Below are 20,844 nucleotides of genomic sequence, written 5' to 3' on the forward strand. Positions count from 1 at the left end.
ACGACGAGCGAGGGAGGGAGCCGGAGCGATGGGCGACCACAAAGAACAGCCCGTGCGGGTGGGCGCGGCCGTCCGGCGGCGCCGCCGGGCCCTGGAGCTGACCCTCGCCGTCGTGGCCGAGCGCACCGGTCTGTCGGTGCCGTTCCTCAGCCAGGTCGAGAACGACCGGGCCCGCCCCAGCCGCACCTCGCTGGAGAAGCTGGCCGACGCCCTGCGCACCACGGCCGTCGAACTCCTCGCCGCCGCCGATCCGGCGGCCAGCGTGGACGTCGTGCGCGCCGACCCGGCCGACCCGGACGACTTCGAGCCCCGCACCCGCTCGCTGGTGCGCGGCCACCACCAGCTGCACGCCTCCGAGTTCATCGGCGACCACGACGCCGGCCGCGAGTTCCAGCACCGCAACGACGAGCTGATGTACGTCGCCGACGGTGCGGTGGAGATCGAGGCGGAGGGGCGCGCGTATCGCCTCGGTCGCGGCGACACCCTGTATCTGACCGGCGGGGTACGGCACCGGTGGCGGGCGACGGTGCCGGATACGCGGGTCATCGTGGTGGCGGTCGCCGAACACATCGAGGCCGTACAGGACCGCTCACGCTAGTCGGTGGCCGGAGGATTTCGTCGTGGCCGGTCGCGCACGTCCCCCCGTCGGGGCGCGGGTCGTCTCCCTGGTGCCGTCCCTCACCGAGGCGGTGGCCGTCACGCTCCCCGGAGCCCTCGTCGGCGTCACGGACTGGTGCACCCACCCGGCCGGCCTGGACGTCACCCGGATCGGCGGCACGAAGAACCCGCAGCTCGACCGTATCCTCGCCCTCGCCCCCGACCTGGTGATCGCCAACGAGGAGGAGAACCGCGCCCCGGACCTCGACGCCCTTCGCGCCGCGGGCCTTCGCGTGCTGGTCACCGAGGTGCGGAGCGTGCCGCAGGCCTTCGCGGAGCTGGACCGGGTGCTCGCCGCGTGCGGTGCGCCGCGGCGTCCGGGCTGGCTGGCACGGGCGGAGGCCGCCTGGACGGCGCCGCCGCGGCCGCAGGGCCGTACGAGGGCGGTCGTACCGATCTGGCGCCGGCCGTGGATGGTCCTGGGCCGGGACACCTTCGCGGGCGACGTCCTGGCCCGGCTCGGCGTCGACCACCGCTACGCCGGCCACCCCGAGCGCTACCCCCGCGTGCCGCTGGAGGAACTGCGCGCCGCGGCCCCGGACCTGGTGGTGCTGCCCGACGAGCCCTACCGCTTCACCGCCGACGACGGCCCGGAGTCCTTCCCCGGGCTGCCCTGCGCCCTGGTCAGCGGGCGGCACCTGACCTGGTACGGCCCGTCGCTGGCCGAAGCACCCCGGGTGCTGGCCGAGGCGCTGTCGGCAGCTCGCCGCTGAGCAGGCCGCGCACGGTGCCGACGGCCGCCGCCGACCAGGCGACGGCGAGCAGCGCGTACAGCCCGACGGCCAGCCCGTCGTAGACCGCGAGCCCGGTGTGCCGGGCGAGCACCGCGGCGCCGGTGACACACGTGCCCACCGGGAAGGTGAACGCCCACCAGGTCATCGCGAACCCCATGCCCTGCCGCCGGGCCCGCACCACGTGCACGCTCGCCAGCGCCAGCCACAGCAGCGCGAACCCCATCACCGGCACCCCGTACAGCACGGCGAAGACGCCGAGGCCGCGGTCGTACGGGGCCGGTACGACCCCGGGAGCGGCGTCCGCGATCCTGCCGACCGCGGTGGTGGACTGCCCGAGCGGACCCAGGACCAGGAACACGGTCGGGGTGAGCGCGAGCGGCAGCGGGCCGCAGGTGACCAGCCGGGCGAAGACCAGCGGCAGCATCAGCAGCGTCGCGAACAGGCTCAGGCCGAACAGCGAGAGGCAGGCCAGCAGCAGGGTCTCGCGGGGCTGGCCGGCCGGCAGGTGCGGCACGAGCAGCGGGCCGAGCGCGGCCGACACCATCGGCGCGACCAGCGGCAGCAGCCACACCGGCGTCGCCTGCGCGGGCTCGACGCGATGCCGTACGGCCATCAGGTAGGGCACGGCCACGGCGGCCGCCAGCCCGACCGCCGTACCCGCGGTGAACAGCACCGTGTCCAGGGCGACCGCCGTGCCGGCGCCGATCAGGTCCTGCCCGGCCGTCAGGGCGCCGCCGCCGACCGACAGCAGGGCCATGGACAGGCAGCCGTAGAAGGGGGCCATGGCCGGGTCGAGGAGATCGGCGTGGGCCTGGTCGCGGTGGCGGGTCCAGTGCAGGGTCCGGGCCGCCAGCAGGGCGACGAGCATGATCAGGGACAGCGCCCAGGCGCCCTCGAAGAGATCGCGCAGCGCTTCCGCGTGCGCGGGCAGCGTGAGTCCGGCCGAGCCGAGGATGGCGGTGCCCATGACGGAGGCGTACCAGTTGGGCCCGAGGCGGCGGACCCGGGCGCGGGGGACGGAGGGGACGGGGAGGCGCTCGGCTACGGTGACCACACATCCAAGGTCGCGCCCCCGCCCGTCCCTGACCAGGAGGTTCCTGTCTATGGGGGCATAAGCTGGTTTTATGAGCGAGGAGCAGGGGCGGCGGGAGCGCGCGGAATCACTGGCCCACCGGGTGCCGGACCTGGCCGCACTCGAACTGCTGCTGGCGGTGGCGCGGCTGGGCAGCCTCGGTGCGGCGGCACGCGAGGTCGGCATCACCCAGCCCGCCGCCAGCAGCCGGATCCGCTCCATGGAACGGCAGCTGGGCGTGGCCCTGGTCGACCGTTCGCCGCGCGGCTCCCGGCTCACGGACGCCGGGGCCCTGGTGACGGACTGGGCCCGCCGGGTCGTGGAGGCGGCGGCGGCCTTCGACGCGGGGGCGCGGGCGCTGCGGGACCGGCGGGACTCACGCCTGAGGGTCGCGGCGAGCATGACCATCGCCGAGTACCTGCTGCCCGGCTGGCTCCTCGCGCTGCACGCCGAACGCCCTGACACGGCGGTGTCCCTCCTCGCCGGCAACTCGGCGAAGGTCGCCGAACTGCTGCTGTCCGGGGAGGCGGATCTCGGGTTCGTGGAGGGGCTGACGGTACCGACGGGCCTGGACTCCGCCGTCATCGCCCATGACCGGCTGATCGTGGTCACGGCCCCCGGCCATCCGTGGGCCCGCCGCCGGCGTCCCCTGACGGCCCAGGAGCTGGCGGTCACCCCGCTGATCCTGCGTGAGCGCGGCTCCGGTACCCGCCAGGTCCTGGACGCGGCGCTCGGCGGCCTCGCCCGTCCCCTGATCGAGCTGTCCTCCACCACGGCGGTCAAGGCGTCGGCGGTCAGCGGTGCCGGCCCCTCCGTCCTCAGCGAGCTGGTGGTGGGGGAGGAGCTGTCGACGCGGCGCCTGGTCAGCATTCCCGTGGAGGACGTCTCGCTGCGGCGTGAGCTGCGCGCGGTCTGGCCGACGGGGCATCGGCCGACGGGGCCCGCACGGGAGTTGCTGTCGCTGACGCGAGGTTAGGGCGCACCCCGCCCCCACGCATCCGGGAGCGTCCCGCGACCCCTACGGCGCCCGCGTAAAACCGCTGGCCACGCCGCTCGTCGGCCCGCCAACATGGCCGGCATGTCTCTCACCGCCCCGCCCGCCACCGGCATCCGTGCCCCCTGGGAAGACCTCCCCGCCGCCGTCCGGCACGCCGTCGGCGAGATGCTCGGAGCACCGGTCGTACGGGCGCGGACACAGCGCGGCGGTTTCTCGCCCGGCGTGGCCGCGCGGGTGCGCACCGCGGCGGGCGGCACCGGCTTCGTCAAGGCGGTGAGCGCCGAGGCCAACCCGCACAGCCCCGGCCTGCACCGCCGGGAAGCACGCAACGCCGCCGCGCTCCCGGCCGCCGTACCCGCGCCCCGGCTGCTCGGGACGTACGACGACGGCACCTGGGTGGCGCTGGTCTTCGAGGAGGTGGCGGGGCGGCAGCCGCATGTGCCCTGGCGGCCGGACGAGCTGCGCCGGGTGCTTGACGCCGTGACCGTGCTCGGCCGCACCGGCACGCCGTGTCCCCTCGACGTTCCGTCCGTCGCCGACGACCTGGCCGAGGACTTCAGCGGCTTTCGCAGGCTCCTGGACGGCGAGGCCGGTGACGTGCGCGACCGGCTCGGTGCCCAGGCCGCCGCCCGGCTGCCCGACCTCGCCGCGCTGGAAGCCCGCTGGGCCGAAGGCGCCTCGGGGGACACCCTGGCCCACGGCGACCTGCGCGCGGACAACGTGCTGCTCACGGCCGACGGCGGCGTCGTCTTCGTGGACTGGCCGCACGCCCTGCGCGCCGCGCCCTGGTTCGACCTGCTCGTCATGCTGCCGTGCGTGCGGGCGCAGGGCGGGCCCGATCCCGAGGAGGTCTTCACCGCGCACCCGCTGGGCCGGGACGCCGACCCGGACGCCGTGACCGCCGCGCTGGCCGCCCTCACGGGCTACTTCCTGCGCAGCTCCCTGAACCCGCCGCCACCGGGCCTGCCCACCCTGCGCCCCTTCCAGCGCGCCCAGGGCGAGGCAGCCCTGGAGTGGCTCGGGAAGCGGCTGTGACCACCTCCCGAAGGAGCCTCCCGACGGGGCGCGGGACAGGGTTCGCCGTGCGGCTGCCGCCGCCCGGCCGGTCACGGTGGCGCCGCGGCCGGCAGCCGGATCCACCGCGGCGGGGGCCCCGGGCCGGCCCGGGCAGCGGCCGCCCCTCGGGCACCCGCGCCCTCGCACGGCCGCGTCCCCGCCGGCGCTGTCCGCTCAGCCCGCGGCGGTGACCAGCGCCCGCATCACGCGCGGGTCCTCGCCCATCTCGGGGTGCCACTGCACGCCCAGCACCCAGCCGCGGTCCGCCGGCAGCTCGACCGCCTCCACCGTGCCGTCCGCCGCGTACGCCGACGGCACCAGTCCCGCGCCGAGCCGGTCCACGGCCTGGTGGTGGTACGTGGGCACCGTCGTCTCCTCCGGGACGATCCCGGCGTACAGACTGCCCGGCACCGGCTTCACCGGGTGGCCGCCGAACACGCCGACCGCCTCCGTGTGGCCTTCCAGGTGCTGCACCAGCGTCCCGCCGAGCGCCACGTTCAGCAGCTGCATGCCCCGGCAGACGCCCAGCAGCGGTGTCCCCGCGGCCAGGGCGGCCTCGATCAGGGCGAGTTCCCAGGCGTCGCGGGCCGGTGCGGGCGGGCCGCTGCGGGGGTCGCGCTCGGCGCCGTACCGGGCCGGGTCCACGTCCGGGCCGCCGGCGATGACCAGCCCGTCGAGCCGGGCCACCGTCGCCGCCGCCTGCCCGGGCGCGTCCGGCGGCAGCATGGCGGCCAGCCCGCCGGCCCGCTGCACCAGCCGCGGGTAGGCGGCGGGCAGCAGGGCCGCCTCCAGTTCCCACACGCCCCAGCGGGCACCGGTCTCCAGATACGTGCTCACACCGATCAACGGCCGTCCGGTCACGCCGCCCTCCCAGTCATCCAAAGGTTCACGCTCATACCTTTGCAGAGCGGGGGTCATGTCAGGAAGCCCCGCAGCAGTGCCGCCGTGCCCGCGCAGTGCTCGCGCATCATCTCCCGCGCGCCGTCCGCGTCCCCGTCCAGCACCGCCTCCACCAGCGCGGTGTGCTGGCGCTGCGAGTGCTCCAGGTTGCGCACCAGCAGCGGGATGCAGTCGAGCAGGTCGTTGACCGTGGCCCGGACCGCCGCGTACTGCGCGGTCAGGGAGGGGGACCCGCACAGCTCGGCCAGCGTCAGGTGCAGCAGGGTGTCCGCGCGCCGGTAGTCCGCCAGCGGCGCCTCGTGCGTGCGCTCCAGCGCCACGCGCAGCCGGTCCGCCTGCTCCTGCGTCAGTCCGTGCGCCGCGCACAGCCCGGCCGCGCCCACCTCCAGGACCTCGCGGAACCGCAGCACGTCCTCGATGTCGACCTCGGCGATCCGGCGCCGCAGCTCGTCCTCGCCGCCGGCGTCCGTGCGCGGCAGCACGAACGTCCCGCCGTAGCGCCCGCGCCGCGCCTCCACCAGCCCCTGGTCGTGGAGCACCTTCAGCACCTCGCGCAGCGTCACCCGGCTGATGCCGAGCCGCTCCGCCAGCTCCCGCTCGGCCGGCAGCCGTTCCCCGCCCGGCACCAGGCCGAGCCGCACGACCTGGAGGATCTGCTCCAGCGCCTCCTCGAAGCCGTTGCCCGCCCGCACCGGCCGCAGCACCGGAGCGAGCCGGTCACCCACCCCCTGAGTGTCGCTCTCCCAGGACATCCGGCCGTACCCCCTTCCCAAGCAATGGTTCTGAGCAATACCTTATGGCTCCCGGCCCGGCCGAAAAAGCGCGAAGGCGCCGAAGGAGGCTCTCCCGTGGCAGACCGCACACCCCCGCTCAGCGTCGAGGAACTGCACGCCCTCGTCGCGAGTGGTGAGATCGACACTGTCGTCCTGGCCTTCCCCGATATGCAAGGGCGTCTCCAGGGCAAGCGGTTCGCCGCCCGCTTCTTCCTCGACGACGTCCTGCACCACGGCACCGAGGGCTGCAACTACCTCCTCGCCGTCGACACCGAGATGAACACCGTCGACGGCTACGCGATGTCCTCCTGGGAACGCGGCTACGGCGACTTCGCCATGCGCCCCGACCTCGCCACCCTGCGCCGCATCCCCTGGCACCCCGGCACCGCCCTGCTCGTCGCGGACCTCGCCTGGAACGACGGCTCCCCGGTCGTCGCCGCGCCCCGCCAGATCCTGCGCCGCCAGCTGGAGCGGCTCGCCGAGCTCGGCTACACCGCCCAGACCGGCACGGAACTCGAGTTCATCGTCTTCAAGGACAGCTACGAGGCGGCCTGGGACGCGGGCTACCGGGGCCTGACCCCCGCCAACCAGTACAACATCGACTACTCCATCCTCGGCACCGGCCGCATCGAACCCCTGCTGCGCCGGCTGCGCAACGACATGGCCGGCGCCGGCCTCACCGTCGAGTCCGCCAAGGGCGAGTGCAACCCCGGCCAGCACGAGATCGCCTTCCGCTACGACGAGGCCCTCGTCACCTGCGACCAGCACGCGCTGTACAAGACCGGCGCCAAGGAGATCGCCGCCCAGGAAGGCGTCTCGATCACCTTCATGGCCAAGTACAACGAGCGCGAGGGCAACTCCTGCCACATCCACCTCTCGCTCGCCGACGCCGACGGGAACAACGCCATGGCGGGAGACGGCGAAGGGGGCATGTCCGACGTCATGCGGCACTTCCTCGCCGGACAGCTCGCCGCCCTCCGCGACTTCTCCCTCCTGTACGCCCCGAACATCAACTCCTACAAGCGGTTCCAGCCCGGCTCCTTCGCCCCCACCGCCGTCGCCTGGGGCCACGACAACCGCACCTGCGCCCTGCGTGTGGTCGGCCACGGCCGCTCCCTGCGCTTCGAGAACCGCCTCCCCGGCGGGGACGTGAACCCGTACCTGGCCGTCGCCGGCCTCGTCGCGGCCGGCCTGTACGGCATCGAGCACAAACTCGAACTCCCGGCCCCCTGCCCCGGCAACGCCTACACCGCCGGCTTCGAGCACGTCCCGACCACCCTGCGCGAGGCCGCCGAGCTGTGGGAGAACAGCCCGATCGCCAAGGCCGCCTTCGGCGACGAGGTCGTGGCCCACTACCGCAACATGGCGCGCGTCGAACTGGAGGCCTTCGACGCCGCGGTCACCGACTGGGAACTGCGCCGTTCCTTCGAACGCCTGTGAAAACGCCTGTGACAACGCCTGTGAAAGGTGATCACGTGTCCGACCCGCACGAGCTGACCGTCCTCGACCCCGCCACGGAAGAGGTCGTCGCCACCGTCCCCGCCGCGAGCGAGGAGGACGTGGCCGCCGCCGTCGTACGGGCCTCGCGCGCCCAGACCGGCTGGGCCGCACTCGCCCCCGCCGACCGGGCCCGGCTGCTGCGCCGCTTCGCCGACACCGTCGACGCCCACGTCGAGGAACTCGCCCAGCTGGAGGTCCGCGAGGCCGGTCACACCGTCGGCAACGCCCGCTGGGAGGCCGGCAACGCCCGTGACCTGCTGCTGTACGCGGCCGGCGGTGCGGAGCGCCTCCTCGGCCGGCAGATCCCGGTGCCCGGCGGCTGGAACGTCACCTTCCAGGAACCCCTCGGCGTCGTCGGTGTGATCGCCCCCTGGAACTTCCCCATGCCGATCGCCGCCTGGGGCTCCTTCCCGGCGCTCGCGGCCGGCAACGCCGTCGTCCTCAAACCCGCCGAGACCACCCCGCTCACCGCGCTCCGCCTCGCCGAACTCGCCCTGGAGGCGGGCCTGCCCGAGCACGTCTTCCAGGTGCTGCCCGGGTACGGCCACACCGCCGGACGCGCCCTGGTCGACCACCCGGACGTCGCCAAGATCGTGTTCACGGGCTCCACCCGCACCGGCCGCGAGGTCATGGAGCGCTGCGCCCGGCTGGTCAAGCCGGTCACCCTCGAACTCGGCGGCAAGAGCCCCAACATCGTCTTCGCCGACGCCGACCTCAGAGCCGCGCTGGACCCCTTCTCCTTCCTGGACAACTCCGGCCAGGACTGCTGCGCCCGCACCCGCGTCCTCGTCCACGCGTCGGTGTTCGAGGAGGCCCGCGAGTTCCTCGCCGACGCGCTGGCCGCCGTCGTCGTGGGCGACCCCGCCGACGAGAAGACGCAGATGGGCCCGCTGATCTCGCGGCAGCAGCTGGACCGCGTACGGGCACATGTCCCCGACGACGCCCCGGCCCTGCGCGGCAGCGCCCCCGACGGCCCCGGCTTCTGGTTCCCGCCGACGGTCCTCACCGGCGAGCGGCACGACAGCCCGGCGGCGCGCGAGGAGATCTTCGGCCCCGTCGCCGTCCTGCTGCCCTTCACCGACGAGGAGGACGCGATCCGCCTCGCCAACGACACCCCCTACGGCCTCTCCGGCTCCCTGTGGACCCGGGACCTCGGCCGCGCCCTGCGCGTCTCCCAGGCCGTCCGCGCGGGCAACCTGTCCGTCAACTCCCACTCCAGCGTCCGCTACTGGACCCCGTTCGGCGGCTACAAGCAGTCCGGCCTCGGCCGTGAACTGGGCCCCGACGCCCTGACCGCCTTCACCGAAACCAAGAACGTCTTCATCAGCAACGTCTCCCCCAGCACGGAGGGCCCCGCACAGTGACCGCAGAATCTGTTTGCCGCCGCCTGGTCGGCCGTACCGCCGTCGTCACCGGAGCCGGCAGCGGCATCGGCCTCGCCACCGCCCGCCGGCTCGCCTCCGAGGGCGCCCACGTGGTCTGCGCGGACGTGGACGAGGTCCGCGGCAAGGCCGTCGCCGACGAGGTCGGCGGACTCTTCGTGAAGGTCGACGTCACCGACCCCGAGCAGGTCGAGGCGCTGTTCAAGACGGCGTACGACACCTACGGCAGCGTCGACGTCGCCTTCAACAACGCCGGTATCTCCCCGCCCGACGACGACTCCATCCTGGAGACCGGCCTGGAGGCCTGGAAGCGGGTCCAGGAGGTCAACCTCACCTCCGTCTACCTGTGCTGCAAGGCCGCCATCCCCTACATGCGCCGGCAGGGCAGGGGGTCCATCATCAACACCGCGTCCTTCGTGGCGCGGATGGGCGCGGCGACGTCGCAGATCTCGTACACCGCGTCCAAGGGCGGCGTGCTCGCCATGTCCCGCGAGCTGGGCGTGCAGTTCGCCCGGGAGGGCATCCGGGTCAACGCCCTCTGCCCGGGCCCGGTGAACACCCCGCTCCTGCAGGAACTGTTCGCCAAGGACCCGGAGCGGGCCGCCCGCCGGCTCGTGCACATCCCGGTCGGGCGGTTCGCCGAGGCCGAGGAGATCGCCGCCGCCGTCGCCTTCCTGGCCAGCGACGACTCCTCCTTCGTCAACGCCACCGACTTCCTGGTGGACGGCGGCATCGCGGGCGCGTACGTCACGCCCGTGTAGGGCGCGGCCCGTCAGAGGAACGTGTGTCCCTCACCCCGGTAGGTGGGCACGGTCGCGGTGACCGTGCCCCCCTCGACCAGGTGCAGGGCGTCGAACCGTTCGCACAGCTCGCCCGCCTTCGCGTGCCGGAACCACACCTTGTCGCCGATGAGGAGGTCGTCGGCGGGCGAGCCCAGCAGCGGGGTCTGCACCTCGCCGGGCCCCTCCTGCGGGTCGTACGCCAGTCCCTCGGGCAGGTACGGCACCGGCAGCCGGTCGGGGCCGGCCGCGCCGGAGGCCGGATACCCGCCGCCGAGCACGGTGACCACGCCGACCCCGGGGCGCCGTACGACGGGCTGGGCGAACAGGGCCGCCGGACGGCCGGTGAACGACGTGTAGTTGTCGAAGAGCCGCGGCACGTACAGCCCCGAACCGGCGGCGATCTCCGTCACGGCGTCCTCGGCGGCGGTGTGCTGCACACTGCCCGTGCCGCCGCCGTTGACGAACTCCAGGCCGGGGACGACGGCCCGCACCGCGCGCACGACCGCGGCGCGCCGCTCGGCGAGCTCCCGGCGGGCCGCCGCCTGCATCAGCCGGATCGCCCGGGACCGCAACGGCCGTCCGGCCACCGCGTCCCCGACGCCCGCGATGTGCCCCTCGTACGCCATGATCCCGACCAGCCGGAAGCCCGGCCGCCGGGCCACCGAGCGGGCCAGCTCGGCGAGTTGGGCGGGGGAGCGCAGCGGGGAGCGCCGCGCCCCGACCCGGACCCGGCCGCCCAGCAGCCGCAGCGAGGTGTCCAACTCCAGGCACACGCGCACCGGTTCACGTCCGCCGTCGCGGGCGGCGTCGATGAGGTCGAGCTGCGCCGGGTCGTCCACCATCACGGTCACCGCACCGGCGAGCTTGGGATCGGCGGCCAGCTCCGCGAACCCGCCGCGGTCGGCGGACGGATAGGCCAACAGGACGTCGTCGAACCCGGAGCGGGCCAGCCACAGGGACTCGGCCAGGGTGAACGACATGATGCCCTGGAAGCCGTCCTTCGCCAGGACGCGCTCCAGCAGGGCACGGCAGCGCACGGACTTGCTGGCGACCCGGACCGGCTTGCCGGCGGCCCGGCGGACGAGATCGGCCGCGTTGGCGTCGAAGGCGTCCAGGTCCACGATCGCGAGAGGGGCGTCGAGATGGGCGGTGGCCCGGTCGTAACGGGCCCGGTCGGCGGCGCGCGCAGTCATGACGGAAGCGTGCCAGACAGGATTACCGCAGGGTAGGGGGACGTTCCGGGCAGATGCCCCGGGGCCCCGGACAGGTTCGGTCTCCGCCCCGGACAAGCCGTAGAGTGACGCGCACGTACGGCGGAAGGCGCTCGGCCGCTTTCACCTGAACCGGGATGCCGGTCCGGCCGTACGGGTATGCGTGCCCGGGACGGAGCTTCCGCACCGGGTGCGGCCGAGCAGCGCAGCGGCCCGCGTACGTGAGGACGCCCGGGCACGAGGAAACGGGGGGTGCATGAGCACGGAAGCGCGCCACGCACCCATCCCCCCGCGCCCCGCGGCCCCACCCCGCCCGTCCGTCCCGCCACGCCCCTCGACCCCGCCCGCCCGCCCGGCCGGCGCGGGCACCGAGCCGCCCGCACCACGCACACCCCAGGGCCCGCCGGCACCCACCCCGGCGCCCCAGCCGGCTCCGGCAGCGCTGCCCGAGGACCCCGACGACGAGCCGTCGGTCTTCACCCCCCGCACACCCCGCCCGCCCGCCGGCGCCCCGGCCCGGACCGGACTGCCGCCCGCCGGGGGCACCGCACCCGCCGACGGCCCCCCGGCCGCGGGCGACGGTCCGGCACGCGGCGGCTCGCCCGTCGCCCGGGGCTTCGCCCACGAGCGCCGGCCGTCCACGGGTGACTTCGCCCACGACGGCCTGACCGGCACCGGTGGCTTCGCGCGTGACGGCCGGGAGTCCGCCGCGGGGTTCGTGCGCCCCGGTCCGGCTGCGGGCACCGGCTCGTCCTCCGCCGGTGCTGACGGGCGGGACGACCGGACGACCGCCGGCGGTGCCGGACGCCCGTCCGCCGGTGGCTCCGGACGGGCCGCGGGCGAGGGCCCCTTGGCGGGGGAGGGCTCCGACAGGGGTGTCGGCGTGCGTGGCCGGTACCCCGTGGGGCCCGAGGGCGCAGAGCCCGTCGTTCCGCCCCCGCCGCCCGCCTCGGCCCGGTTCCCCGATGCTCCGCCCAGCACGGGGCGTGAGCCGCGTAGCGACGGCTCCGTCCACCGCACGGACCCTGCGCCCCGGCGGCCGGGACGTCCGGCGGAGACCTCCGCGGAGACGACGGCCCAGGTCCGGCCGGTCACCGGGTCCGCGGAGCCCGGGAGCTCCGGCGGCGCGCCCGTGCCTGCCGCGCGCGGTGGTGAGCGCCGTACCGCCGCCGTGTCCGCCGGGCGCGCGCAGGCCGCGGCGTGGAGTCCCCTCGCGCCCGCCCGTCCGGTCGGCCCGGCGGCGTCCCCGGCCTCGGCCGTGCCGGACCCGGCGCTGTCCTGGAGTGCCGCCGCGGCCGCGCGGCCCGTCGTGTCGTTCGCGGAGCCCGAGGCCTTCGGCGAGCCGACCCCACACCTGGCCGGGCGCCGCACCGCCGTGGCCGCCGCCTGTCTCGTGCTCGGCCTCGGCCTCATCGGCGGTGCCGTGACCGGGATCTGGCTCACCGGCGACGGGGACGACGCCCCGGGCGACCGCTTCGCCACCGCCGGGACGCTTTGGCACAACGCCCCCGTGGACCAGCTCTTCCCGCCCACCGTCCAGGGCACCGGTGCCGGCCCCGGCGGCGCCGACCGCACCTGGACCAGGATCGCCGTGGCCCCGGACAGCGGCTGCGCCCACGCCTTCGACCCGCTGCTGGGGAAGGTCCTGGCCCCCCTCGGCTGCCAGCGGCTGCTGCGCGCCACCTACACCGACGCCACCCAGAGCTACGTCACCACGGTCGGCCTGCTGTTCACCAAGGCCGACCCCGCCGCCATGTCCGCGCTCGCCCACCGTTTCCGCACCGAGCGCCTGGACCGGCGGACCGATCTGATGCCCCGCCCGTACGCGGCCGAGGGCACCCCCGCGGCCGGCTTCGGGGACGAGCAGCGCGCCTCCTGGACCATCTCCGTCCTCACCGACGCCCCCGTCGTCGCCTACGCCGTCTCCGGCTGGGCCGACGGCCGCAGCGTCGACGCGCCCCAGGCCGCCGCCGACGCCGTCAGCGACGGTGCCACCACCGCACCGGCCCAGGCAGGTCTCGGAAACGAGGCCCAGGGCCTGGCCGACCGCATCGAGCGGCGCCTGCGCCAGAGCATCGGCACGGCCACGGAGAAACCTTCATGAGGCGATCGATATGCGCCCGCGCCCGCGTGCACCGGGCCGGAGCGGCGTTGAGCCTGCTGCTCGGCGGCTCTCTCGCCCTGCTGCCGTCCACCGCGGCCCACGCCGACGGCATCCGCGTCCAGCAGTGGGCCCTGTCGGCGCTGCACCTGGACGAGGCCTGGCACACCACCAAGGGCCGCGGCGTCACGGTCGCCGTCCTGGACACCGGCGTGGAGGCCGGCCACCCCGACCTCGCCGGCAACGTCCTGCCCGCCAAGGACATGATCGGCTTCGGCGCCGGGCCCGGCGACCGCACGTGGGCACGGCACGGCACGGCCATGGCCGGCATCATCGCCGGGCACGGCCACGGCCCGGGCGGCACCGCCGGCGTCATGGGCGTCGCTCCCGAGGCGAAGATCCTGCCCGTGCGGGTGATCCTGGAGGACGGCGACCCCGCCCGCGCCAAGGCCCGTACCAGCCGCGGCAACGCCCTCGCCGACGGCATCCGCTGGGCCGCCGACCACGGTGCCGACGTCATCAACCTCTCCCTCGGCGACGACTCGAACTCCGCGCACCCCGAGCCCAGCGAGGACGAGGCCGTGCAGTACGCCCTGAAGAAGGGCGTGGTGGTCGTCGCCTCCGCGGGCAACGGCGGCGACAAGGGCGACCACATCTCCTACCCGGCGGCCTACCCCGGCGTCATCGCCGCGACCGCCGTGGACAAGTACGGCACCCGCGCCTCCTTCTCGACCCGCCGCTGGTACTCGGCCGTCAGCGCGCCCGGCGTCAACGTGGTCATCGCCGACCCCGACCACAAGTACTACGAGGGCTGGGGCACCTCGGCCGCCTCCGCCTTCGTCTCCGGCGCGGCGGCGCTGATCAAGGCCGCCCACCCGGACCTGAGCCCGGCCCAGGTCAAGTCGCTCCTGGAGGACACCGCCCGGGACGCGCCGGCCGGCGGCCGGGACGACTCCCGCGGCTTCGGCATGATCGACCCGGCGGCGGCGCTGAAGGCGGCCGGACGTCTGAGACCGCAGGGCCTGCAGGTGGCGTCGTACGGCGAGAAGTACTTCGGCGCCGGCCCGGACGCCCCCCAGGCCACCTCCTCGGCCTCCGACTGGGCGGGCCCGCTGGCCGGCAGCGCCGGCGGGGTCCTGCTGGTGGCGGGCGTGGTGCTGTGGCGGGGCCGCAGGGAGACGGGCTGAGGGCGCGGCGTCCTCCGCACCGGCTCCGGCAGCCGTGCGGCGAGGGCCTGCCGGAGCGGACACCGACAGGGGAGCGGCGGCTGCCGCGGCGGCCGCGAGGCCACCGGCCAGGAGAGATCGGCGAGTTGGGCGTACGGGAAGCACCGCGCTCCAGATCGCTTGACGCCCGGACCTCGATCACCTGCCGGTTCACAGCGAATCACTTGCCGATGAACGCCGACACCGCCGCCTGCGCCGCCTCCTCCACCAGCGCGATGCCCCGGGCCTGGCTCCGCGTGCCCTCCGACAGCACCGCGACCAGATGGTCGGTGCCGTCCACCGTCACCCGTCCGATGCTGTTCACGTCCCACAGCCCGGTCGTGCTGCGCGCCAGCCAACCGTTCTTCAGCGCCCACGCGTTGCCCTCCGCGGCGGCCGACACCCCCCACTGCTGGTCCGCCTCGACCGACTTCATCAGCCCCTGCAGGGATGTCCGGGAGGCCGCGCTCAGCCGGGAGTCCGCCGTGAACACCTGCTGCAGCAGACGGAGTTGGTCCGCCGCCGTGGTCTGGGTCAGACCCCACAGCTCACCCTCGCCGCCCTGGGTCGCGGTCAGCCCGAAGCGCTGGTTGGCCGCGTCCAGGCCGGCCGCCCGCCCGATGGTGTGCCACAGCGTCGTCGCGGACGCGTTGTCGCTGTTCTCGATCATCTTCGTGGCGCATGCCTGCTCCGCCGCCGTCAGCCGCCGTCCCGCGTCCTGCGCCTGGAGCAGCAGCGCGGCCAGGATGTCGACCTTGACGATGCTCGCCGTGTCGAAGGCCGCGTCGCCGTACGCGGCGCTCTCACCGGAGTCCACCGCCCGCACCGCCGCCGACACCCGCGCGCCCGACGGCACGCCCACCCTCGCCATCGCCTTGCCCAGCAGCGCGTCCCGGTCCACCGCCGGCTCCGTCACGGATGCCTCCCTTCCCGCCCCGGCCGGGGAGGCGACCGGGGGCGCCGCCGACGATACGGCCGCCGGCCCCGGGCGCGCCCGCGCCTTCACACAGGCGGTGCCGCCGGCCGTGACCCCGCCCGCCGCGACCACGGCCGGCGCGGCGTACAGCAGCGGACGGCGCCGGGGCGGACGCGCACGACGGCCCCGGCGGGCTCCGGAGGACTCCATGGCCGCGATGCTCGGGGCGCGGACTGTGCGCCGCGTGGGACGCGCATGAGACGGGGATCAGGGAACGCTGAGACTTCGGTGAAGGCTCCTGTGCGGCGGTCCGGGGAGGTGCCTATAGGGTCGGTGACCGTGGCGAACAAGAACATTCCCGACCCCGGCTTCTCCGACGACGACGGCTCCGCCGACCCCGCACTGAGTGCCGCGCTCGCCGCCTGGGCCGAGGACCGCGGCGCCCTGGGCCCGGTGCTCCAGGCGCTCAAGGGCGCCCGCCTGCTCGTCCCCGTCGTCGCCGTGCTCGGCGAGGTCGAGGAGGACGAGAACGGGCTGCGCCGCGAGAAGACCAGCGACATGGCCGTCCCCACCCTGAAGTCCGGTCACCGCACCGCCCTGCCCGCGTTCACCTCCACCGACGCCCTCGCCCGCTGGGACCCCGAGGCCCGCCCGGTCGCCGTACCCCTGCACCAGGCGCTTCAGGCCGCCGCCCACGAGAAGGCCGACACGCTCGTGCTGGACCTCGCCGGACCGGTGCCGTTCGAGCTGACCGGCCCGGCGCTGCTCGCCCTCGCCGAGGGCCGCACCAGCACCGACCCGCTCGCCGACCCGGCCGTCGTGACGGCGGTGCGTGCCGTCGTGGCGGCGGAGCCCGCCGTGCTGCGCGCCCACCTCGGGCCCGGACAGGCCGACGGCACCCTCGCCCTCGTCCTCGACCCGGCCGTGGCGCCCGCCCCGGCCGCCCGTGCGGTCGCCGCGCGTCTCGCCGCCGACGAAACACTGAGGGCCCGCCTGGTGCGCGGCCTCGACCTGGCACTGCTGCCGGCCGGGACCACGCCTCCGGGCGAGCCCCTGTACATCAAGGAGTAGGTCAGCCGTAGACCGGGCCGGTGTACTTCTCGCCCGGTCCCTGGCCCGGGTCGTCCGGGACGATCGACGCCTCGCGGAACGCCAGCTGCAGCGACTTCAGGCCGTCGCGCAGCGGGGCCGCGTGGAAGGAGCTGATCTCGGTCGCGCTCGCGTCCAGCAGACCGGCGAGCGCGGTGATCAGCTTGCGGGCCTCGTCCAGGTCCTTGTACTTCTCGCCCTCCTCGCTCAGCCCGAGCTTCACGGCGGCGGCGCTCATCAGGTTGACGGCGACCGTCACGATCACCTCGACGGCGGGGACCTCGGCGATGTCCCGGGTCATCGCGTCGAAGTCGGGGTTCTCAGGAGGGGTCTCACTCATGCCCCACACCATAGGCGGTCCGCCGGCGAGGTCCTCGATTAGCCCTTCCCCGGCGGTCCTGCTAACCTTGTGTGACGACCGGCTGGACATCCCCTGCTAACAACAGGGCGCCCAGCCCACAAGTGGAGGCTCCGAACTCCCACCTGACCGTCCCCCGGGGCGGCGGGTCACCCGGTCAGGCGGCCACCATCGTTCCGTACGGACGATGGAGCCGCCCGAACTGCGCCCCGCGGTCACCGCGGCGGTGCTCCGGTTGCCGTTGGAGCCCCGCCTGTGATCGTCCGGGGCATTTTTTGTGCGTCGGCGCGGTTAGGTCTTACGAACAAAGACGTTACGCGGCTGTCCGCCAGACCGTCGCGTGGTGCTACCGAGGAGGATCCATCAGCGCCGAGCCCCGCATCAACGACCGGATTCGCGTTCCCGAGGTGCGACTTGTCGGTCCCAGTGGCGAGCAGGTGGGCATCGTCCCCCTCGCTAAGGCACTGGAGCTTGCGCAGGAGTACGACCTGGACCTGGTCGAGGTCGCGGCGAACGCCCGTCCGCCCGTGTGCAAGCTCATGGACTACGGGAAGTTCAAGTACGAGTCGGCCATGAAGGCCCGTGAGGCGCGCAAGAACCAGGCGCACACGGTCATCAAGGAGATGAAGCTCCGGCCGAAGATCGACCCGCACGACTATGACACCAAGAAGGGTCACGTCGTCCGGTTCCTCAAGCAGGGCGACAAGGTCAAGATCACGATCATGTTCCGTGGTCGCGAGCAGTCCCGGCCCGAGCTGGGCTACCGGCTGCTGCAGCGGCTCGCGGAGGACGTCCAGGACCTCGGTTTCGTCGAGTCGAACCCGAAGCAGGACGGCCGCAACATGATCATGGTCCTCGGTCCGCACAAGAAGAAGACCGAGGCCATGGCCGAGGCCCGCCAGGCGCAGGAGGCCCGCAAGGCCGAGGCGAAGGCGAACCCCGGTCGGTCGCAGAACCCTGCCGAGGCTGAGGCGTCCGCCGAGGAGCCCGCCGAGGCGTGATCCCGGGGGACGTACGTCCCCGAGGATGTAACCGATACAAGAGAGCGACGCTCCATCGTGCCCGGTTTCACGACCGGGCACCGGAGCGCCACCGACGAGGAGATAACGGCGCTATGCCGAAGAACAAGTCGCACAGCGGTGCCAGCAAGCGCTTCAAGATCACCGGCTCCGGCAAGGTGCTCCGCGAGCGTGCCGGCAAGCGCCACCTGCTCGAGCACAAGTCGTCCCGCGTCACGCGTCGCCTCACCGGCAACGCCGAGATGGCCCCGGGCGACGCCGCGAAGATCAAGAAGCTTCTCGGCAAGTGACGGCGCGGCGCGCTGAGCGCCGTGCGTCTGGACCGGGACCGAATCGATTCCGGGTCGTGTGAGTACCCCCACGACCCCGCTACAAGGAGTTAACAAGTGGCACGCGTCAAGCGGGCAGTCAACGCCCACAAGAAGCGCCGGGCGATCCTCGAGCAGGCCTCCGGCTACCGCGGTCAGCGCTCGCGCCTGTACCGCAAGGCCAAGGAGCAGGTCACCCACTCGCTGGTCTACAACTACAACGACCGCAAGAAGCGCAAGGGCGACTTCCGTCAGCTGTGGATCCAGCGCATCAACGCCGCTGCCCGCGCCAACGGCATCACCTACAACCGCTTCATCCAGGGCCTGAAGGCCGCGAACATCGAGGTCGACCGCAAGATCCTGGCCGAGCTGGCCGTGAACGACGCGAACGCGTTCGCCGCGCTCGTCGAGGTCGCGCAGAAGGCGCTGCCGTCGGACGTCAACGCGCCCAAGGCTGCGTGACGCTGCGCTGGCCTTAGGCCGACGTTCACTGGAGGACCCGCAGGCTTCATGGCTTGCGGGTCCTGCTGTTGGGGGGTGGCCCGGCCCTTCCGTTCGGCTGCGGCTCGGTGCGGGCTGATCGGGCAGGTCCCCGCGCCCCTTACGGGCGTTGCGGCGCGCCGGCGCCGCACCACGAAGACTTTCTTGAAGGTGAGGGACAGGATGCCCACCCCCGAGCTGATCTCCCCCCGGTCCGCCCGTGTCGCCGCCGCCCGGCGGCTCGCCAAGCGGAACTTCCGGGGCAAGGACCGGCTGTTTCTCGCGGAGGGGCCGCAGGCCGTCAGGGAAGCGGCCGGGCACCGGGCAGACGGCGCCTCCACCCTCGTCGAGCTGTTCGCCACCGTCGAGGCCGCGGAGCGCTACGCCGACATCATCGGGGCCGCACGGACCGCCGGCGCCCGCGTGCACCTCGCCTCCGAAGAGGTCATCGCCGAGATCTCCACCACCGTCACCCCGCAGGGCCTGGTCGGGGTGTGCCGGTTCCTGGACACGCCGTTCGAGGAGATCCTCGCCGCCCGGCCGAAACTGGTCGCCGTGCTCGCCCATGTGCGCGACCCCGGCAACGCCGGGACCGTGCTGCGCTGCGCCGACGCCGCCGGCGCCGAGGCCGTGATCCTCACCGACGCCTCCGTGGACCTGTACAACCCCAAGGCCGTACGCGCCTCGGTGGGCTCCCACTTCCATCTGCCCGTCGCCGTGGGCGTGCCCGTCGAGCGGGCCGTCGAGGGGCTGAAGGGCGCCGGCGTGCGGATCCTCGCCGCCGACGGCGCGGGGACCGACGACCTCGACGACGAACTCGACAAGGGGAGCATGGGCGGGCCCACCGCCTGGGTGTTCGGCAACGAGGCCTGGGGGCTGCCGGCGGAGACCCGGGCGCTCGCCGACGCCGTCGTCCGCGTCCCCATCCACGGAAAGGCCGAGAGCCTGAACCTCGCCACGGCAGCCGCCGTATGTCTCTACGCGTCGGCCCGTGCACAGCGCGCCTCCGGAGGGTGCCGCTCCGTCACCGAGAGCTAGTAGGGTGACCAGTGCGGGGCCCTGCGCCGTCTGAGAGGTGGGGTACGGGGATGAGTGTGGCCGGCACGAGCACCGCGCCGGGGGGACGGGACGGGCGGCGCGCTCCCCTGCCCCGGCACGGCGATCACGCGGGCTTCGACCCCGACCAGCTGCCCGACGGCCTCGTCGTCGCCGACGAGCACGGCCGTGTCGTCTGCTTCAACGCCGCCGCCGCCCGCATCACCGCCCAGCGCGCCGCCGACGCCCTCGGCCGCCCCCTGGAGAAGGCGCTGCCGCTGGAGGATCTGGAGGGCCGCCGCTGGTGGCAGCTCACCGACCCCTACCGCGGGCTCGCGATCCGGGTGCGGCAGCCGGAGCGCAATCTGCTGCTGCCCGGCGGAAGGGAGGTGCTGGTCTCCGCGCGGTACGTGCGCGACGAGCCGCTCGGACCCGTCCGGCAGGTCGTCGTCTCGCTGCGGGACACCGAGGCCCGCCGCCGCACCGAGCGCAGCCACGCCGAGCTGATAGCGACCGTCGCCCATGAACTGCGCTCGCCCCTGACCTCCGTCAAGGGCTTCACCGCCACGCTCCTCGCCAAGTGGGAACGCTTCACCGACGACCAGAAGCGGCTGATGCTGGAGACCGTCGACGCCGACGCCGACCGCGTCACCCGGCTCATCGCCGAGCTGCTCGACATCTCCCGGATCGACAGCGGGCGCCTGGAGGTGCGCCGGCAGCCCGTCGACATCGGGGCCGCCGTCTCCCGGCACATCCAGGCCTACGTCGCCGCCGGCCAGCCCGCCGGCCGCTTCCTGCTCCGCATCGAGCAGCCGCTGCCCGCCCTGTGGGCCGACCCCGACAAGATCGACCAGGTGCTCAGCAACCTCATCGAAAATGCGGTGCGGCACGGCGAGGGAACCGTCACCATTGACGTCACGCCCTGCGCATCCCCGCGCGAGGGCGAGGAAACCGGCACATCGGTCACGGTGAGCGACGAGGGGCCCGGCATCCCGGAGGAGTCCATGAACCGCGTCTTCACCCGCTTCTGGCGGGGCAGCAAGCGCGGCGGCACCGGCCTCGGGCTGTACATCGTCAAGGGCATCGTCGAGGCCCACGGCGGCACCATCACGGTCGGCCGCGCCTCCGTCGGCGGCGCCGAGTTCCGATTTACGTTGCCCGTGGCGGCCCCGGCGTATCTCGCCTAGTGGCCCACGGGCGCATTCGCCTACCTCCGCCCCGTTAGACTCGGCCTTTGGCACCTTTGTGTCCTTCACACGGCCCACCCAC

At 74.2% G+C, this 20,844-nt stretch carries 21 protein-coding genes; 15 read left to right on the top strand and 6 right to left on the bottom strand.

The window, feature by feature from the left end:
- The first annotated feature begins 28 nt into the window (after window positions 1–28).
- Both IE244_RS16480 and IE244_RS16485 read left to right on the top strand, forming a co-directional pair.
- Window positions 29–598 (top strand): helix-turn-helix domain-containing protein, encoded by a 570-nt coding sequence (locus IE244_RS16480; protein ID WP_191874274.1) that lies wholly within the window; start codon window positions 29–31, stop codon window positions 596–598.
- 22 nt (window positions 599–620) lie between these two features.
- The gene (locus IE244_RS16485; RefSeq protein ID WP_191874275.1) at window positions 621–1,370 is read left to right on the top strand and encodes a helical backbone metal receptor; all 750 of its coding nucleotides are present in this window, start codon (window positions 621–623) and stop codon (window positions 1,368–1,370) included.
- On the opposite strand, the gene IE244_RS16490 is transcribed toward IE244_RS16485, so the two are convergent.
- Window positions 1,282–2,445 carry a TDT family transporter gene (locus tag IE244_RS16490; protein ID WP_191874276.1) on the bottom strand — a complete coding sequence of 388 codons (1,164 nt, stop codon included), beginning with the start codon at window positions 2,443–2,445 and terminating at the stop codon, window positions 1,282–1,284. The two genes, IE244_RS16485 and IE244_RS16490, sit on opposite strands and share 89 nt — an antisense overlap.
- A 70-nt stretch (window positions 2,446–2,515) precedes the next feature.
- Here IE244_RS16490 and IE244_RS16495 point away from each other — a divergent pair, with 70 nt between their 5' ends.
- Together IE244_RS16495 and IE244_RS16500 are read left to right on the top strand one after the other, a co-directional pair.
- Window positions 2,516–3,439 carry a LysR family transcriptional regulator gene (locus IE244_RS16495; RefSeq protein ID WP_191874277.1) on the top strand — a complete coding sequence of 308 codons (924 nt, stop codon included), beginning with the start codon at window positions 2,516–2,518 and terminating at the stop codon, window positions 3,437–3,439.
- A 102-nt stretch (window positions 3,440–3,541) separates the two neighbouring features.
- On the top strand, window positions 3,542–4,495 hold the full coding sequence (locus IE244_RS16500; protein WP_191874278.1) for a phosphotransferase: 954 nt from the start codon (window positions 3,542–3,544) through the stop codon (window positions 4,493–4,495).
- A gap of 195 nt (window positions 4,496–4,690) precedes the next feature.
- Here IE244_RS16500 and IE244_RS16505 read toward each other — a convergent pair whose 3' ends face one another.
- Both IE244_RS16505 and IE244_RS16510 read right to left on the bottom strand, forming a co-directional pair.
- Window positions 4,691–5,377, bottom strand: a complete 687-nt coding sequence (locus IE244_RS16505; RefSeq protein WP_191874279.1) for a gamma-glutamyl-gamma-aminobutyrate hydrolase family protein — start codon at window positions 5,375–5,377, stop codon at window positions 4,691–4,693.
- A gap of 53 nt (window positions 5,378–5,430) precedes the next feature.
- A complete protein-coding gene (locus tag IE244_RS16510) occupies window positions 5,431–6,168 on the bottom strand; it encodes a FadR/GntR family transcriptional regulator (protein WP_191874280.1) in 738 nt (245 codons plus the stop codon).
- 96 nt (window positions 6,169–6,264) lie between these two features.
- Between IE244_RS16510 and IE244_RS16515 the strand changes: the two genes are divergently transcribed.
- From IE244_RS16515 to IE244_RS16525, 3 genes are read left to right on the top strand one after another with little or no spacing between them, the layout of a single operon-like run.
- A complete protein-coding gene (locus IE244_RS16515) occupies window positions 6,265–7,629 on the top strand; it encodes a glutamine synthetase family protein (RefSeq protein WP_191874281.1) in 1,365 nt (454 codons plus the stop codon).
- Window positions 7,630–7,664: 35 nt separating this feature from the next.
- The gene (locus IE244_RS16520; RefSeq protein ID WP_191874282.1) at window positions 7,665–9,053 is read left to right on the top strand and encodes an aldehyde dehydrogenase family protein; all 1,389 of its coding nucleotides are present in this window, start codon (window positions 7,665–7,667) and stop codon (window positions 9,051–9,053) included.
- Complete coding sequence (locus IE244_RS16525; RefSeq protein WP_191874283.1) at window positions 9,050–9,832, top strand: 3-oxoacyl-ACP reductase; 783 nt, start codon at window positions 9,050–9,052, stop codon at window positions 9,830–9,832. The genes IE244_RS16520 and IE244_RS16525 overlap by 4 nt, the downstream gene beginning before the upstream one ends.
- A gap of 11 nt (window positions 9,833–9,843) precedes the next feature.
- Here IE244_RS16525 and IE244_RS16530 read toward each other — a convergent pair whose 3' ends face one another.
- A complete protein-coding gene (locus IE244_RS16530) occupies window positions 9,844–11,046 on the bottom strand; it encodes an amino acid deaminase/aldolase (protein ID WP_191874284.1) in 1,203 nt (400 codons plus the stop codon).
- A 274-nt stretch (window positions 11,047–11,320) separates the two neighbouring features.
- Between IE244_RS16530 and IE244_RS42030 the strand changes: the two genes are divergently transcribed.
- Both IE244_RS42030 and mycP read left to right on the top strand, forming a co-directional pair.
- A complete protein-coding gene (locus IE244_RS42030; RefSeq protein WP_229854153.1) occupies window positions 11,321–13,168 on the top strand; it encodes a hypothetical protein in 1,848 nt (615 codons plus the stop codon).
- A complete protein-coding gene (mycP, locus tag IE244_RS16540; protein WP_191874285.1) occupies window positions 13,165–14,352 on the top strand; it encodes a type VII secretion-associated serine protease mycosin in 1,188 nt (395 codons plus the stop codon). Before IE244_RS42030 ends, mycP begins: the two co-directional genes overlap by 4 nt.
- Window positions 14,353–14,551: 199 nt before the next feature.
- Here the strand turns inward: mycP and IE244_RS16545 are convergent, their stop codons facing one another.
- On the bottom strand, window positions 14,552–15,496 hold the full coding sequence (locus IE244_RS16545) for a serine hydrolase (RefSeq protein ID WP_191874286.1): 945 nt from the start codon (window positions 15,494–15,496) through the stop codon (window positions 14,552–14,554).
- A gap of 129 nt (window positions 15,497–15,625) precedes the next feature.
- Between IE244_RS16545 and IE244_RS16550 the strand changes: the two genes are divergently transcribed.
- Window positions 15,626–16,357 carry an SseB family protein gene (locus IE244_RS16550; protein ID WP_191874287.1) on the top strand — a complete coding sequence of 244 codons (732 nt, stop codon included), beginning with the start codon at window positions 15,626–15,628 and terminating at the stop codon, window positions 16,355–16,357.
- A 1-nt stretch (window position 16,358) separates the two neighbouring features.
- On the opposite strand, the gene IE244_RS16555 is transcribed toward IE244_RS16550, so the two are convergent.
- A complete protein-coding gene (locus IE244_RS16555) occupies window positions 16,359–16,715 on the bottom strand; it encodes a DUF1844 domain-containing protein (protein ID WP_191874288.1) in 357 nt (118 codons plus the stop codon).
- A 380-nt stretch (window positions 16,716–17,095) separates the two neighbouring features.
- Between IE244_RS16555 and infC the strand changes: the two genes are divergently transcribed.
- The 5 genes from infC (at window position 17,096) to IE244_RS16580 (ending at window position 20,762) form a co-directional block, all read left to right on the top strand.
- Window positions 17,096–17,734, top strand: a complete 639-nt coding sequence (gene infC, locus IE244_RS16560; protein ID WP_229854162.1) for a translation initiation factor IF-3 — start codon at window positions 17,096–17,098, stop codon at window positions 17,732–17,734.
- Between the two features lie 113 nt (window positions 17,735–17,847).
- Entirely contained in the window at window positions 17,848–18,042 is a 195-nt protein-coding gene (rpmI, locus tag IE244_RS16565; protein ID WP_003977225.1) for a 50S ribosomal protein L35, read from the top strand.
- 96 nt (window positions 18,043–18,138) lie between these two features.
- Window positions 18,139–18,522 (top strand): 50S ribosomal protein L20, encoded by a 384-nt coding sequence (gene rplT, locus IE244_RS16570; protein WP_016642495.1) that lies wholly within the window; start codon window positions 18,139–18,141, stop codon window positions 18,520–18,522.
- A gap of 201 nt (window positions 18,523–18,723) precedes the next feature.
- Window positions 18,724–19,578 carry a TrmH family RNA methyltransferase gene (locus IE244_RS16575; protein ID WP_191874290.1) on the top strand — a complete coding sequence of 285 codons (855 nt, stop codon included), beginning with the start codon at window positions 18,724–18,726 and terminating at the stop codon, window positions 19,576–19,578.
- A gap of 50 nt (window positions 19,579–19,628) precedes the next feature.
- Window positions 19,629–20,762, top strand: coding sequence for a sensor histidine kinase (locus IE244_RS16580; RefSeq protein ID WP_191874291.1), 1,134 nt, complete (start codon window positions 19,629–19,631; stop codon window positions 20,760–20,762).
- Window positions 20,763–20,844 lie beyond the last annotated feature (82 nt).

The sequence above is a fragment of the Streptomyces filipinensis genome, assembly GCF_014649495.1.
GTDB classification, from domain to species: Bacteria; Actinomycetota; Actinomycetes; order Streptomycetales; family Streptomycetaceae; genus Streptomyces; species Streptomyces filipinensis.